The following is a 16,117-nucleotide window of genomic DNA, read 5'->3' on the forward strand; positions in this document are numbered from 1 at the left end:
AAATAAAAATGAAAGGCAAGGTCAGTCCTGTAATAATTGCAGAAAAGCTCCCACAGGGGGAGCTTTTCCGCAAGCTTAGGCGTTGTCTTTCGCCAACTTGACCATGAGTTTAGCAATCGTTTGCTTTTCTTCATCGTTGCCGACATCCCATAGCTCTTTGATCGCACGGTTTTGAGTGTTTGCTGGATCCACTTTTTCATCAAGGAATTCCCCGATTTCAAAAGCCAGCTTTGAGATTGTATCTTGACTCATCCCAAGTTTCTCAGCCTGTACAACCCGTTTACCTAGGAATTTCTTCCAGGTGTCAAAATTTTTGATTACGCTATCGTCTTGTGTCATCTTAAATCCTCCTTCATGTTTACGGTCAAACACCTGCATACAGGCTGTAAGCCGCCTTACGAGAGATTAAAAAACAACACTTATAATATGTCTCAGACGATAGATTCTTATGCTGGAGCTTTTCTCCAAGTTAAGCATTAAGTAATCCAGCCACCGTTAGGGCTAATGATCTGCCCAGTAATATACCCGGATTCAGGCAATGCTAAAAAGTAAATCAGTGAGGAGATCTCGTTCGGTGTAGCCAAACGTCCCGCCGGAATCTCATCCTCCAGCATCCGGACCTCATCCTCCTGTAGGTTAGACAACATATTCGTATTAACCGCTCCTGGAGCTACCGCGTTCACAGTTACGCCAGAAGGTGCTAGTTCCTTGGCTAACGCCTTAGTAAAAGCATTTACTCCGCCTTTACTGGCTGAATAAGCGACCTCGCAAGAGGCTCCCGATATTCCCCACACGGAAGAAACGTTGATGATTCGACCATAACGCTGGGATACCATGTACGGCATAAAAATCTGGCTGCACATAAAGGTACCTTTCAAGTTAATGGCCATAATATCGTCCCATTCCTCTTCACTCACATCAGCCAGCATCCCATAATGAGATTTACCGGCATTGTTGACAAGAATATCCGGCTGCATTCCATTACTTTCAAGCTTCTCCGCCATTCGTACAATCTGACTGCGATCCTTCATATCCGCATTTACAGTCATTACCTTTGCTCCAAGGGCCATACAACGCCGAGCGACATCATTAGCAGCTTCATGTGAGTGCTTGTAGTGAATAACAATATTCATGCCTACAGAGGCAAACCGTTCTGCAATGGCGCCACCGATTCCCCCGCTGCCCCCTGTCACCAGAACTGTCATTTCTCCTAATGGTTTGTTGCTCTCTCCCAAAAGCGCCATTTAAGGACTCACCACTAGTGAAACAGCGAGCTGCTCCCAATTTACATGGGCATGTAAACGCTCATTCACTTCAGCTAAAGTAATCGATTCGTAAATAGGCAGAACTTCAAACAGGTCACCACCACGGAATTGGTAACGTGTAAATTCATGTGCGATACTTTCAGGGGAGTTCAGCATGCGCAAATATCCGCCTATTTTCTTTTTCCGTGCCCGCTCGAAGTCCTTCTCAGCAAAGCCAGACTTTAAGATCTGATCCACTTCTTCTTTAATTCGTTTTAGCAGCAAATCCGGGTCCTTGGTATCTCCACCCATAGCTGAAAAAGCATATTGTTCTGAACTATTAAATTCATGGCCAAAGCTGTCTGAGATCAGTTCTTCATCATAGAGCTTTTGGTACAACGCTGTGCTGCTGCCAACCAGCAAATCAAGCATAAGCTTTGTGGCGAGATCACGCTTAAGCGCAGCTTCGCCTGTAAGACCATCAACTTTTTCCTTAAATCCAAACATAATCTTAGGCATCGAAACAGCGAGTTTGCTTTCTAAGCGCTTCGTAGCGACTTGTTCCGGCTCCTCTTCAAAAATACGCTTAATCTCACCTTGTTTACCATAAGATTTCCCCTGCTGATTGCTGCGAATCAAGGAGAATACCTTCTCCGGATCCACACCACCCACTACGAACAACAGCATATTGCTGGGATGATAAAAAGAGTTGTAACAAGTGTACAGTGTTTCTTTCGTAATCGTACTAATCGACTCTATTGTTCCGGCAATATCAATCCGAACCGGATGTTTCGAATACATGGCCTCAATAAGGCCAAAGTACACGCGCCAGTCTGGATTATCTGCATACATATTGATTTCTTGACCAATGATCCCTTTTTCCTTTTCTACATTCTCATCCGTAAAATAAGGTCGTTGCACAAAATCAACGAGTGTACTAAGGTTGGTCTCTATGTTCTCTGTTGCCGAGAAAAGATAAACCGTCTGATCAAAACTTGTAAAAGCGTTAGCTGAAGCTCCATTTGAGGCAAAAGTGGCAAAAATATCGCCTTCTGGCTCTTCAAACATTTTGTGCTCCAAAAAGTGAGCTATACCATCAGGAACAGTGGTCTCTTCTCCACCTGCGACATGAAAATGGTTATCTACAGAACCATATTTAGTTGCAAATGTGGCGTAAGTTTTTTTGAATGTTGGTTTTGGCAATACATAAACCTGAAGCCCATTATCCATCACCTCATGATAAAGGGTCTCTTGAAGTCTGTCGTATTGAATCTGTTCCATCTCTATTCCTCCTTCCCTGTCAAGAAATAAATCGTATCCAGCTGAAAGGTCTCCGCTGCAGCTTTTACTTCCCCTGCACCGATTTGTTCCACCTCTTCTAGCAGCTGATCCGCTGTCCGTTCTTTTCCTGACAACTGGCGGTTGAAGTCGTAAGAGATCATCTCAAAAGCAGAATCCGGAATCTCGGAAAGCTGATTGCGGATCATGGCTTTGGTCTGGCTTAACTCCAGATCACTGATATTGCCAGCTTTCATCTCTTCCAGTTGTTTCTCTATAATTTCAACAGCTTTGTTGTAATTTTGCGTTTCAATACCTGATTGTATCGTTCCAATCCCCTTGTGACCGTCATAGCGTGAAGAAGCATAGTATGCAAGACTGGCCTTTTCCCGTACATTGACGAAGAGTTTGGAGTGTGGATACCCTCCTAATATTCCGTTATACATAAGTGCGGACGCATATGTATCGTCCTTATACGTAATTGATGTGCGCAGACCCATGTTCAACTTGCCCTGACTGACATCCAGCTTCTCCTCTACCGTCCGTACCTCGCTGACGGATACTGGGACAAACTTGGAGCTATATAAGCCCACCTCCGACTGAATGCGTCCGAAGTGATGCTGCACAAGCTTTTCAACTTCCTCAGTAGTCGTATCTCCCACTACATAGAGATCCAAAATAGCTCCATCCAGCCATGAGTTATAGGATTCGTACAAACTTTTTGGAGTAATCCGATCCAAATCCGCTCTTTGACCAAGTGGATGAAGGCGATAGGGCTCGTTACGGCACATTTCTTCGATACAGCGTTCCGCAGCATAACGAATCTTATCATTTACGATAGATTCCAGCTTCTTGCGCACTGTTTCACGCTCTGTTGCAACATAGGAAGAACGGAAGCTTCCATCCTCCACCAACGGACGGGTCAGGACTTCTCCTAGGAAAGCAAAGGATTGTTCAAGCAAGCTCTCCTGACTCTGCACGAAGGAGTCATTAATGGTGTCCATGCGAAACTGAACAATCTGATAATCGCCTCTTTTATAAATATCAAAACCAAATCCAGCGCCATACAGCTCCTCCAAACGCTCGCGGAATTGAGTAGTCTCTGGATAAGAAGCGGTACCTCTGCGGAGCACAAATGGGGCAAGTGCTGTAGGGGTTACCGTATCCTCATTAAGTGGGACGCCGGCATAAAGTGAGATGGCGTAGGTCTTGAACGCCTTGGTAGGCATCACGTGAATACGCATACCTGCAACGTTGCCATGCTGAAATACATTATTAGTCAAGTCCAAAACTCCTTTACCGCGTGGATAGTTGCTCATTAACATGTTTATGAATTAATAACCATTCTAAACCATTCCAAAGTAAGGAAGCAACCGGATGCCTCTTCCCGGTTGCTCTCTGGATTTACTTCTTTACTTATCTACATACAGAAAATATGCTGGCCGATAGTCTTGACCTGTGGACGAGTCCAAATCCATTTGGAGGTCGCCGTTTTAGGGTTGAAATAATACAAACACCCACCCGAAGGATCCCAGCCATTCAGCGCTTGCTGCACTGCTTTTCGTGCCTGCTCATTTGGCTCCAAATAAATCTGCCCGTCAGCTACAGCTGTAAAAGCTCCCGGCTGAAAAATAACGCCAGACGGCGTATTTGGAAAGCTCGGAGATTTTACCCTGTTCAAGATTACTGCAGCAACAGCAACTTGTCCTTCGAAAGGTTCACCTCTTGACTCACCATAGACGGCATTAGCCATAATTTTGAGATCATTTTCTGATAATCCCATCGTATTCCCTGAAGACAGAGACGCTGAATCCGAATTATTGGTTGTATTTGTTTTGTTACCGGTGTTGTTGTTTGCTGTATTATTTCCGGTTGCTGAAGCCGACTCTGTCGGCTTCCAGTTCTTAGTTGCGTTATACAATTTCAGCTTAGTCTTAGCGCCTACGATGCCATCAGACTTCATTCCAAACTTCCATTGAAACCACGTTACTGAATTTTTCGTTTTCGGACCAAACTGACTGTCTATTTTCCCTTCATAAAAGCCCAGATGTTTTAAACGTCCTTGCAACTCATAAACATCCTGACCAGAAGAACCGAGTTTAATCGGAGTCGTGCTGAAGGCAGGCAAGGCCTCTTCTTCAGGATGATTTAGTTCATGGACAAATGACGCAGCAGCACTTTGCTTGGTCTGTAGTATGCCATTACCCTGGAGCAGCATTCCTGCAAACGGCGCGGCAGCAAGTGCAAGGGTTAAAGAAGCAAAGATCCACAACTTATGTTTCTTCATAGGGGTTCGCTCTACCTTTCTTTTGTGAGTTCTGCATGGATGGCTAAAGTTATTATGACGACTGTCAGGACATCCTATGCATTACTAAAAAAGAAGTAATAGCGTTTCATTGTAATTGAGAATAATTATCAACTATAATCGAAATAAGAAAACGTTGGAGTTGATATTAATCATGAATTTAAAGGACCACATTTTATTGTGGAACCACGCATTAATAGAAATTATTGATATACGCCATACTTTTCAACGATCAAGTGATCTGAATTCACATTATCAGCTGCCCTCAAGCGCATTCTTGTTGATCATAAACGGCAAAGCCGAAATACTGATTAACGAGATCCCGCATGAGATCGGCAACTTTCATATCCTTCATGGTGGAAAAGGAATGAACATTCAATTTTTACGCACGGAGGAACTACTGGAGTATTACTTAATTTTATATAAAGCAAACCTTTCACTCGCCTCACGCAACAATCTAAAAGCAATTATGGAACACAATAATCCCTTTAATCTTCAATATGGATTTACGCCTACTAGTCCACTGCCCTTATTTGATAAGATGGAGAACATGTTTACTGATTGGGGCAAAACAGGTCTTTTGGATCGGCTGCATGTTAAAACACTGTTTTATCAATGGATTTATGAGCTGCTTAGGCAGCTGCATACGCTGGAAACACAGTTAATACAACCTGATCCGCTAGATCAAGCAATTCGCTATATGCAGACTTATTATAAGGAAACCTTCTCTCTTGAAAAATTAGCTAAAGCGGTAAACAGCAGCCCTAGAACATTATCCAGATTATTCAGAACACGGCTGCAGACTAGCCCTGCTCAGTACTTAATCAGCATCCGCATGGAAAAATCGAAAATACTGCTCCTGAACACTGAGGCGAGCTTGCATGACATCGCAATTGCAGTAGGTTATCCTGATGGCTATTATCTAGGAAAAATGTTCAAAAAATATTACGGAACCTCCCCTGTCCGATACAAAAATAAATTGATCACCCAACCCAGTTGGCGTGATATGCCATCCCAAGGTGCACAAATTGACATTGCCCGAACACAACCTCTCCGTTATATTGATTATGATAATCATTATCAATATAACGGAGAAGGGGAATTACCAATGTTTAGAAATGCCAAACCATCATTACTGCTCACCCTGTTATTATGCTTTACCATAGTGTTAAGCGCTTGTTCCACGGGAACCACAAATTCAAATGCGTCAAGCAATGGGACACCACCCCCCTCAGCAGAAACAAGTACAGGAGCAAATACAGACAAAGCTGCTGTCGAAGCACAAACCCGGATAATTTCCACAGTTAAAGGAGACATTGCCGTTCCCACTAGTCCACAAAGAGTCGTAGTTCTTTATTTGCTCGGTGATGTACTGGCTCTAGGCATTAAACCTATAGGTGTATCCGATGTATCCGAGGGTGCTGCATTTGAAGATGAGCTAAAAGATGTGCAAAAGCTTGGCACCTGGTTTGAGGCTAGCCCTGAAGCAATCCTTGCTCTAAATCCCGATCTAATCATCGTGCCGTCAGAGGAAACTTATGAAGCCCTCCACCAAATTGCACCAACAGTGTTAGTTCCGTATGAAAAAATGTCAACAGAAGAACGGGTGTCCTTTATTGGACAAGTCGTAGGCAAAGAAGATCAAGCAAAAGAATTATTTACTGATTTCCATAAAAAAGTTGAAGACAGCAAACAAAAGCTGCAAGAAGCTGGTATTCTGGATCACACAATATCCATCATGGAAGGTGGAAAAGACAACAGTATGGCTGTTGTGGCAAGCAAACAATTCGGACGTGGTTCGCAAATCATTTATGAATATTTAGGCATGAAGGCGCCGGAAATCATTCAACAGAAAATAGATACGGCGACTGGTGCGGATGGCGAATCCGTATCCTTTGAAGTCCTTGGCAAATACAGCGGTGACTATATCTTCCGCTCCTCTTATGATGGTATGGCTGATCTGACCCAAAACCCAATTTGGAACAATATCCCTGCCGTGAAAGAAGGCCGTTTGATGGAAATTGATTTTGGATTAGGTTATTACAGTGATATCTATTCTCTAAATGTGCAACTGGATTATATTGTTGAAGCTTTGCTTGCTGCACCAAGAGTCAAATAAGTACTCAGGATACAAAAAAGAGATGGTCCACTTCATAAAGTGGCCATCTCTTTTACTGTCTATTGAAGGTTTCGACGGGCTTGTCCAGCTTAGGAGCTGATCTTGTTATGCTGATATTGCTCAAGTGACACCAGCACCTCACGCGGCTTGCTGCCCTCGTAAGGACCGATGACTCCACGAGCCTCCATAGAGTCAATCAACCGGGCTGCACGGGTATAACCGACACGCATACGACGCTGTAGCAGCGACACTGAAGCCTGCTTAGCCTCCAGCACAATTTGTACGGCCTGCTCGTATAATTCATCCTGCGGCTCCTGATCCTCAGTGATTGTATCATCCACTTCAGGAACGATGGACTCATCGTATTCGGCTTCACCTTGACTGCTGACATATTGAACAATAGTCTCTACTTCTTGGTCGCTCATAAAAGCTCCCTGTACACGAATAGGTTTAGATGCGCCCATTGGCAAGAACAACATATCACCTCGGCCTAACAACTTCTCTGCACCGGGCATATCCAAAATGGTACGTGAATCCACATTGGACGATACGCCAAAAGCGATCCGGGATGGAATATTAGCTTTAATTAAACCTGTGATTACATCTACTGAAGGGCGTTGTGTAGCGATAATTAAATGAATTCCAGCCGCCCGCGCCATTTGTGCAAGTCGGCAAATTGCATCCTCGACATCATTGGCTGCAACCATCATCAAATCCGCAAGCTCGTCCACAATAACAACGATATACGGGAGAATTGCCGCTGGATTCTCAGCCATTAGCTTATTATAACCTTCCATATTCCGTGTTCCCGATTTGGAGAATAGCTCGTAACGCTTCTCCATTTCCACAACAATCTTCTTCAAAGCAAGACTTGCCCGCTTGGGATCTGTGACAACCGGAGCCAGAAGATGGGGAATTCCGTTATACACATTCAGCTCTACCATCTTAGGATCGACCATGAGGAATTTGACTTCATCAGGTTTAGCTTTGTATAAGATGCTTGTTATAATCCCGTTGATGCAGACTGATTTACCGGAGCCTGTTGCACCGGCCACCAATAAATGGGGCATCTTAGCCAGATTGCCAATAATGGTCTGGCCGGAAATATCACGGCCAAAAGCAATCGATAATCTGGATTCAGCCTCCTGAAAAATCTGTGTTTCCATAACTTCGCGCATGGTAACAATAGACACCTCAGAGTTCGGAACTTCTATCCCAATTGCAGATTTACCCGGAATCGGCGCTTCCATCCGAATGTCTTTGGCTGCAAGTGCAAGGGCAATGTCATCCGTCAGATTTACAATACGGCTAACCTTAACCCCAATATCCGGTTGTATCTCATACCTCGTAACCGCTGGGCCTCTTACTACCTCCAGCACCTTAGCCCGTACCCCAAAGCTTTCAAGTGTTGCTTCTAACTTACGGGCTGTCTGCATATAATCATTCTGATCTCCAGCTTTGCCACCATTGTTAGGTTTGGCTAGAAGACGGAACGATGGCAGCTTATATGGCTTCGGTGGAGGTGGTGCTGGAGGAGCAGGAATAATCTCTCCATCTGGAGAAGCACCTAGCAGGCCTTCCAAGTCTATGCTTACATTCTCCTCAGACTCATCCGTAGGCTGCTGCTTAACGGCATTAGGTCCGGCTACAGCAGGTTTAGCTGCTTCACCACGAGCTGCGGGTGAGAATTCACTCCACTCTTCCCGGTCTTCTTCGTTTAACCCTTCTGAACGGATATGTTCAAAGAAGTCACGAATAATAGGCGTCACAGGTTCAATATCCAGATCCGCATCATCAAAATCATGATCGATATCGTCTAATGGAATTACATGACTATCTGGAGTTAATCCCGAAATAATCGGACCGGTTGAAGCACTTGTCACAATTGGACCCTGATCGTCATCCTCAGAATCTGCTTCCACCTGTGAACGCGTGGAGCCTGAGAACCAGCCAGATATTTTTTTCAAAAGGACAGGTTGTTTGCGATTAGGCAAATACCGATCGTCTTCGTCTTCTTCCTCCTCGTCATCATAGACAGGCTGCTTCACCTGCCGAGCTTTAGCTGGAGCAGCGGCTCTAGAAGGTCTGGCCGCTACGGGAACCGCCTTCGGACGGTTTGCAGCATGGAGACGAATCCCCTCCACAAACTTAACCAAGCGCACTCGCAAAAGCGTAAAAATCTCCACATAGGACAAGTTGGTAATTAGCATAAAGCTGATCGCCAGCATGACGATCATAAGCAGCTTAGCGCCCAGACTACCAAAAAGCCATAACAGCGCTGCATACTCCAACCCGCCAATGTACCCTCCGCTTATATCCTTACCCAGCATATAGACATTGCTTTCGTTCGAGCCAGGTGAAAGTGATCCCGAAAGATCATTATGTATTTGTGTCATTACATTGCCAGGATGTAACAAAGACAACGGGCCAAGCTTCTGCTCCATTGCAGATATTGTGCTCATAAGGCACATAGACAATAGAAGCAGAAGCACGCCAGTATGCCTGCTGTTCCACGAGGAAGGCCATCTTCGATGGATCATCACCATAAGTCCATAAAAAATGCCGATAAGCGGCAACACAAAATAAAATCTCCCTAATAAGTAACCCGCCATACTTGAAAGTGAGCGCCCTACGGCTGCTTCACCAGACAGTGCAATGACGGAAATAGTTATTAATAAAATTCCATATATTTCATATTTTAAAACGCTGCCGAGCAGCGCTTTTTTCTTCTTCTTTTTTCGTTTAGCCACGCCAGCCACCCCCGGAACAACATTATACCATATAATGGCGTGGCGTACCTATGTTCTCTTTTGTCAGAAAATGAATCTTTATGTTAATGTAATTATCGAACCTGGAGAGAACGCCGGATCTAGATAACGGTTCAGCGGACAATCCAATAATCTCACAATCCGCGCACGTCCTTCCTCCATCGGTTCAACCTGCATCAGCATGCCCTGCACACTAACTTCTCGGGTTGCGGCATAATTGTTAAATGCCCCCTCCCACACCTGTTCCATTGCAACTACTGTGTACAGTGTCATTGCGTAATCCCTCCTGGAGTCGATGCTGAGAAATCCCCGCCGATCATTCGGTTAAGATGCGCAAGTGCCGCTCCGATCCCGCCGACCTCATCCATCAGACCATATTTAACGGCATCCAAGCCCCCCACAGCCGTCCCGATATCACGATTGAGCTCACCTGTCTTAAACATGAGATCACGGAACTGTTCTTCAGAAATGCGCGAATGGGAAGTCACAAATTTAACGACACGTTCCTGCATTTTCTCCATATACTCGAAAGTTTGCGGCACTCCGATCACTAAACCATTCATTCGAATCGGATGAATCGTCATCGTTGCACTTTCAGCAATAATCGAATAAGTGGAGGAAACTGCAATCGGCACCCCGATGCTGTGCCCGCCTCCAATGACTACGGTTACCGTTGGCTTGGAGAGGGATGCAATCATTTCCGCAATTGCTAATCCCGCTTCTACATCTCCACCTACCGTGTTTAAAATGATAAGCAGGCCTTTGATGTTTTTATTCTGCTCAGCTGCCACCAGCTGCGGAATGATATGCTCATACTTTGTTGTTTTGTTCTGTGGAGGCATAACAATATGTCCTTCAATCTGACCAATAATCGTTAAGCAAAAAATATCAGGCTCTCCACTTGGGACTACTGTTTGTCCAAGCTCCTTAATCGCTCCCATTGTAGTGGGCGGCATATTTTCATTAGGATTCGGATTAGTTTCTCCTGGGACAACTTCCTCATTTTTTGCTCCATTTGATCCTTCGATGTAGTTCATCTTCGCAGCTCTCCCTTGTTATATGCAGCTCTAGTCTGCTGTTGCCTTACTAACAATCCTTAGTATGACGTTTCAGGGTGCTGCATTATGCAATTTTCAGCTTATGAACATACAAAAACCCCTTCTCCCGTGGAAACCGTCCAATATTTCCGGGGAAAAGGGGCTCAGCCCTAGCTATATATTCATTGAAGGAGAAACTCTCCTTACACTTCCATGATAATTGGCAAAATCATCGGTCTGCGGCGCGTTTGTTCATATAAGAAACGGCCCAGCGAATCTTTTACGCTTGTTTTAAGGGAAGCCCACTCATTTACTTTTTCACTCATCAGGCGTTGCAATGTACTGGATACAATTCGGTTAGCTTCGTCGAGCAGCCCTTCGGACTCCCGAACATAAACAAAACCACGTGAAATGATGTCAGGTCCAGAAACAATTGCACCATTCTGCTTGCTAAGTGTAACCACGACAACCAAGATACCATCTTGAGACAGCAACTTACGGTCACGCAATACAATGTTACCAACATCGCCTACACCTAGTCCGTCAATCAATACGTTACCAGCTGTTACTTTACCAGCCTTACGAGCGGCACCGCCCTGGATTTCAACAATTTCACCGATTTCAGTGATGAAAATGTTCTGTGGCTCTACGCCAACCGATTCTGCCAGTAAAGCATGTTTGCGCTGCATGCGGTATTCACCGTGGATCGGAATGAAGAATTTCGGTTTCATCAGGTTAAGCATAAGCTTAAGTTCTTCTTGACTACCGTGACCGGATACGTGAACGCCGGAGTTGGAACCGCTGTAAATCACATTAGCACCAAGACGGAACAATTCATCGATAGTACGGCCTACATACTTCTCATTACCTGGCACAGGTGTTGCCGCAATAATAACGGTATCGCCTGGCAGGATATCTACTTTACGATGACTAGAACGTGCCATACGTGTCAATGCAGACATTGGCTCGCCTTGGCTGCCTGTGCAAAGAACAACTACACGATTTGCTGCCATTCTATTCATTTCTTCCGGTTCGATCAGCATTCCGTCAGGTACGTTCAAATATCCAAGCTCTGAAGCGATGGATACAACGTTGACCATACTGCGGCCAATTACCGTAATCTTACGACCCGTAGATTCTGCTGCATTAACCACTTGTTGAATACGGTGCACATTGGAAGCAAAAGTTGCTACAACGACACGTTGCTCAGCCTTGCGGAAAATATCTTCCAGCACAATACCGACATTCTTCTCAGATGGGGTAAAGCCTGGTTTCTCAGCATTCGTACTATCCGACAAAAGAGCAAGTACGCCCTTTTGGCCAATCTCTGCCATCCGATGCAGATTTGCAAATTGACCGTTGACTGGGGTGTGGTCAAATTTGAAATCGCCCGTATGAACAACATTTCCTTCCGGAGTCTCAATGCATACACCCACGGAATCAGGAATACTGTGGTTGGTTCTAAAGAAAGTTACCTTAAGTGAGTTCCCCAATTGAATTTCTGAATCTTCGTTGATCAGAATCCGTTTGGTGTCACCCAGCAGGTTCGCTTCCTTCAATTTGTTCTCTACAAGACCTAAAGTCAATCTTGTTCCATAGACTGGAACATTCAAATTCTTCAGGACATAAGGCAGACCACCGATGTGATCCTCGTGTCCGTGAGTAAGCACAATACCTCTTACCTTGTCACGGTTCTCTGTCAAATACGAGATATCAGGAATTACGATGTCAATACCGAGCATATCCTCTTCCGGAAACTTGAGTCCCGAATCCACGACTACAATGTCAGCTCCGTATTGAATAACATACATGTTTTTCCCGATTTCTCCGACTCCGCCCAATGCGAAAATCGTCAATTTATCGTTGTTGTTTTTTTTGGACAAATGAATCTAACCCTCCTATGATGTTGGACGTCATACTTTTATTGGTAAATATCGAACTTCGATTATTTCAGCGGCGCTGAACACATTTCTTTCAAACAGCCAATAACTTCCAATCGACGAGGAAATTCCTGAAATCTGTAAAATGCGCAATGCGAAAGCTCCCGATTCCGGGCAGTAAAGTTCATATTGAAGCGGACAAACGCCGTCAAAATTCACCGTCGCGCCCCTCGCGCGAAGACATGTCATTTATTTAAACAGACTCATCTTGGGACCTATCCTGTCTCACAATGTATTACATTGACGGAAGATTACCGCATATTTAATTTTAACCGCACCCAGTCACTTAAGATCATTATACATGATTTTTTTGGCAAAAGACAAGTCATCCGCCTCGTATCCAAATTCTTTCCTTAAATTCGCCTCAATATTTCAGAAAAAAAATATAAATGCAAAAACCGGCTCCCTCAATAGAGTAGCCGGTTTAGAACGTACATCAGCAATGATTAATTCTTAGTGAAAAAGTGCTTCAATAAAAGCCGCTTCCGCTTCCGTTGGCGAAATAAGCGGCAATCTGACTCCGCCCACAGGGATCCCCTTGAGTCCTAAAGCATATTTTACAGCTGAAGGATTGGGCAGCGGTTGTGGGCATTCAAACATTCCTTTAAAAATCGGGAACAGCTGGCGATGAATCTCTCCAGCAAGCTGAACATTGCCGGAGGTATAAGCGTAAATCATTTCTGACATCTGCGCACCAACCACATGGCTAGATACACTTATAATTCCGTATCCACCGACAGCCAGACTGGCAAGACCTGAGGCATCATCACCCGTATATACACGGAAATCATCTGAACAATCAGAGGCAATAAGTGTTACCTGATTTACAGACGCGCATTCTTTCGTAGCAACGATGTTCGGAATCTCAGCAAGCCGCAGGGTAGTGGCCACGCTCATACTTACACCTGTTCGACCTGGAACATTATATAAAATCACTGGTAATGAAGTCTCTGAAGCAATCGTGGAAAAATGCTGATACAGACCTTCTTGATTCGGTTTATTATAATAAGGAACGACCAAAAGCACTCCATCTACGCCTATTTTCTCCGCTTCCTTCGTCAGCTGAATGGAATGTTTCGTGTTATTGCTGCCAGTTCCAGCAATAACTTTACAACGTCCATTCGCCTTTTCCAGCACAAAAGAAAACAGCTGCAGCTTTTCCTCATCGCTTAACGTAGGCGATTCCCCTGTCGTTCCGCAGACAACCAAAGCCTCTGATTTCTGTACCTCAATTAAATAATCGACAAGCTGTGAAGTTACATCCCAGTTGATTTCTCCATCCCCATCAAAAGGGGTTACCATGGCTGTTATTAATCTTCCGAAATCCACTTTGAATTCCTCCTTGTCAGCGGTGCAATTCAAACATAGCATGCAGCGAACGCAGGGACTGCACCATATCTTCTTTTTTCACAAGCACCCATATCGTTGTATTCGAATCCGCGGATTGTAGTATTTGAATGTTTTGCGAGCTAAGTGCCTCAACAATGCGCGCCATAATACCAGGCACACCATTAATTCCGCCCCCGATAACAGAAACTTTGGCACAACCCGACAAACTCTTAGGTCGCAAACCCAGCTGCTGTAGAGCAGAAATAGCCTTCTCTGATTTGTCATCAAAAACCGTATAAAGAGCTTCCGTAGGTGTTACATTAATAAAATCAACGCTTATCCCGTTATCTGCCATACTCTTAAAGATTTGCAGCTGCACTCCGGTTCCGTTACCGTCCGGGCATTCCACAGAAATCTGTGTAACATTGCTGACATAAGCAATCCCTGTAACGAATCGATCCACAATTCCCCCTGCTTGGATATCGTTAAATCCTTCTGGATTCGTAACCAACGTACCTTCAGCTTCTGAAAAGGTTGAACGAACACGAACTGGGATCTGTGCCTGCATAGCAATCTCAACCGCACGTGGATGAATGACTTTTGCTCCCTGATGAGCCATATTGCAAATTTCAGTATAACTAACGTAAGTTAATGGCTTAGCATCTTCAACGATCCGTGGATCTGCTGTAAGAATTCCGTTCACATCCGTATAAATATCCACCATATCAGCATGAAGAGCAGCACCCAGTGCTGTAGCAGAGGTATCACTGCCGCCACGGCCTAAAGTTGTCAAATCACCCGCTTCAGTCTGGCCCTGGAACCCGGTAACAATAACTACCTTATCCTCACGCAGCTCACGGAGAATGCGTTCCGGACGTACATCCAGAATTCTGGCATTACCGTAGTTGCTGTCTGTCAGAAATCCTGCCTGAGCTCCCGTTAATACTGTAGAAGCGATGCCTTCATTCTCCAGCAGCCCACATAGAGTAGTAGCTGAAATAATTTCGCCACAGCACATCAAGAGATCTTTTTCCCGGTCTGGAAGTGCATCTCCGTTCTGCACGGCCCAATCCAGCAAAGTGTCAGTTGCGTAAGGTTCTCCGCGACGGCCCATAGCCGATACAACAATTACAAGACTATAGCCACTTGCCAGCTCCCTTTTGACATTGCGGATTACGTGTTCTCTAGCTTGCGGTGTGGATAGCGATGTTCCTCCGAATTTTTGTACCAGAATACCCATGTATAATTCCCCCATTATTATCAAAGCAAACACACTAATCATTCGTGAAAAGATTACGGTACGTGAGCTTATTCGTTAAGTAAGTTGTTAAATGGCTGTACCGCCCTCGAACCTGAGGACGGTAGCAATACTGCTTATATTTTTTTGATAGCAATGAACTTAGCTGGTTCCACTACGTTATCTTGGCACTTCTCATTGCTCATTTGGTGCATCTCCCCTTTTATTGTCCACAACAAAATCAGCCGAGCTCTGTCAATTTTCTATGCTGAATGAAACCGTTCGATGATCATCGGCTGTAGTTGTTTACCTTGCAAAGCGGCATAGCAAGCTTCCGGGATAAGATCCATGCGTGCCACGAGCGAGTTAGGTTTACCCTCAGGGTTATCTTGACCGAATGGTACAAAATAAATATGTTTAGCCACCAGAAGCTTAGCAATATTTGCGGCATTTAGGCCCAATCCATCATTTGTAGATATCGCTAGAACTAGTGGACGTCCGTTGCGCATCTGTGATTTAGCTGCCATTAGCACGGGACTATCCGTCATGGCATTAGCCAGTTTACTCGTTGTATTTCCTGTGCAAGGTGCTATTGTCAGCACATCCAGCAGCTTGGAAGGACCCAGCGGCTCCGCTTCAACAATTGTAGAAATGATATCATTCCCTGTTATATCTTTCAACTGTTTTAACCAATTTTGCGATGTCCCAAAGCGGGTGTCTGTTCCTAGTACAGAGGCAGAAACTATAGGTACTACGTTTGCTCCCCCGTCTACGAAGCGCTGAATTTGTGGCATTACCTCAGCAAAAGTGCAATGAGATCCAGTGATCGCATACCCTACTGTTTTTCCGTGCCAATCCAT

Annotated in this window: 13 protein-coding genes; 1 reads left to right on the forward strand and 12 read right to left on the reverse strand. The window is 44.7% G+C overall.

Annotation, left to right across the window (positions count from 1 at the left end):
• Positions 1-75: 75 nt before the first annotated feature.
• From MHB37_RS19295 to sleB, 5 genes are all read right to left on the reverse strand, one after another.
• Positions 76-339, reverse strand: a complete 264-nt coding sequence (locus tag MHB37_RS19295; protein WP_036688409.1) for a DUF3243 domain-containing protein — start codon at positions 337-339, stop codon at positions 76-78.
• A gap of 137 nt (positions 340-476) precedes the next feature.
• Positions 477-1,244, reverse strand: coding sequence for an elongation factor P 5-aminopentanone reductase (gene ymfI / locus MHB37_RS19300; RefSeq protein WP_036688412.1), 768 nt, complete (start codon positions 1,242-1,244; stop codon positions 477-479).
• Positions 1,245-2,525 carry an EF-P 5-aminopentanol modification-associated protein YfmH gene (gene yfmH / locus MHB37_RS19305; RefSeq protein ID WP_038571902.1) on the reverse strand — a complete coding sequence of 427 codons (1,281 nt, stop codon included), beginning with the start codon at positions 2,523-2,525 and terminating at the stop codon, positions 1,245-1,247.
• Positions 2,526-2,527: 2 nt separating this feature from the next.
• Positions 2,528-3,766, reverse strand: a complete 1,239-nt coding sequence (gene yfmF, locus MHB37_RS19310; RefSeq protein WP_254848801.1) for an EF-P 5-aminopentanol modification-associated protein YfmF — start codon at positions 3,764-3,766, stop codon at positions 2,528-2,530.
• Positions 3,767-3,942: 176 nt separating this feature from the next.
• On the reverse strand, positions 3,943-4,809 hold the full coding sequence (gene sleB, locus MHB37_RS19315) for a spore cortex-lytic enzyme (RefSeq protein ID WP_076127869.1): 867 nt from the start codon (positions 4,807-4,809) through the stop codon (positions 3,943-3,945).
• A 172-nt stretch (positions 4,810-4,981) separates the two neighbouring features.
• On the opposite strand from sleB, the gene MHB37_RS19320 reads away from it, so the two are divergent.
• Entirely contained in the window at positions 4,982-6,946 is a 1,965-nt protein-coding gene (locus tag MHB37_RS19320) for an ABC transporter substrate-binding protein (protein ID WP_405168380.1), read from the forward strand.
• Positions 6,947-7,035: 89 nt separating this feature from the next.
• On the opposite strand, the gene MHB37_RS19325 is transcribed toward MHB37_RS19320, so the two are convergent.
• The 7 genes from MHB37_RS19325 to MHB37_RS19355 all read right to left on the reverse strand — a co-directional run bounded on the left by MHB37_RS19325 (position 7,036) and on the right by MHB37_RS19355 (position 16,117).
• On the reverse strand, positions 7,036-9,696 hold the full coding sequence (locus MHB37_RS19325) for a DNA translocase FtsK (protein WP_076301620.1): 2,661 nt from the start codon (positions 9,694-9,696) through the stop codon (positions 7,036-7,038).
• Positions 9,697-9,774: 78 nt separating this feature from the next.
• Positions 9,775-9,987 carry a YlzJ-like family protein gene (locus tag MHB37_RS19330; protein ID WP_076127863.1) on the reverse strand — a complete coding sequence of 71 codons (213 nt, stop codon included), beginning with the start codon at positions 9,985-9,987 and terminating at the stop codon, positions 9,775-9,777.
• Positions 9,984-10,751, reverse strand: coding sequence for a ClpP family protease (locus tag MHB37_RS19335; protein ID WP_076136428.1), 768 nt, complete (start codon positions 10,749-10,751; stop codon positions 9,984-9,986). The genes MHB37_RS19330 and MHB37_RS19335 overlap by 4 nt, the downstream gene beginning before the upstream one ends.
• Before the next feature lie 203 nt (positions 10,752-10,954).
• A complete protein-coding gene (locus MHB37_RS19340) occupies positions 10,955-12,634 on the reverse strand; it encodes a ribonuclease J (RefSeq protein ID WP_076127859.1) in 1,680 nt (559 codons plus the stop codon).
• A gap of 510 nt (positions 12,635-13,144) precedes the next feature.
• The gene (dapA, locus tag MHB37_RS19345; RefSeq protein ID WP_280753078.1) at positions 13,145-14,020 is read right to left on the reverse strand and encodes a 4-hydroxy-tetrahydrodipicolinate synthase; all 876 of its coding nucleotides are present in this window, start codon (positions 14,018-14,020) and stop codon (positions 13,145-13,147) included.
• Between the two features lie 16 nt (positions 14,021-14,036).
• The gene (dapG, locus tag MHB37_RS19350) at positions 14,037-15,260 is read right to left on the reverse strand and encodes an aspartate kinase (RefSeq protein ID WP_036688442.1); all 1,224 of its coding nucleotides are present in this window, start codon (positions 15,258-15,260) and stop codon (positions 14,037-14,039) included.
• Positions 15,261-15,520: 260 nt separating this feature from the next.
• The gene (locus MHB37_RS19355; RefSeq protein WP_036688443.1) at positions 15,521-16,117 is read right to left on the reverse strand and encodes a dipicolinate synthase subunit B; all 597 of its coding nucleotides are present in this window, start codon (positions 16,115-16,117) and stop codon (positions 15,521-15,523) included.

The sequence above is a fragment of the Paenibacillus sp. FSL H3-0286 genome, from assembly GCF_045040705.1.
Lineage (GTDB): Bacteria > Bacillota > Bacilli > Paenibacillales > Paenibacillaceae > Paenibacillus_AQ > Paenibacillus_AQ odorifer.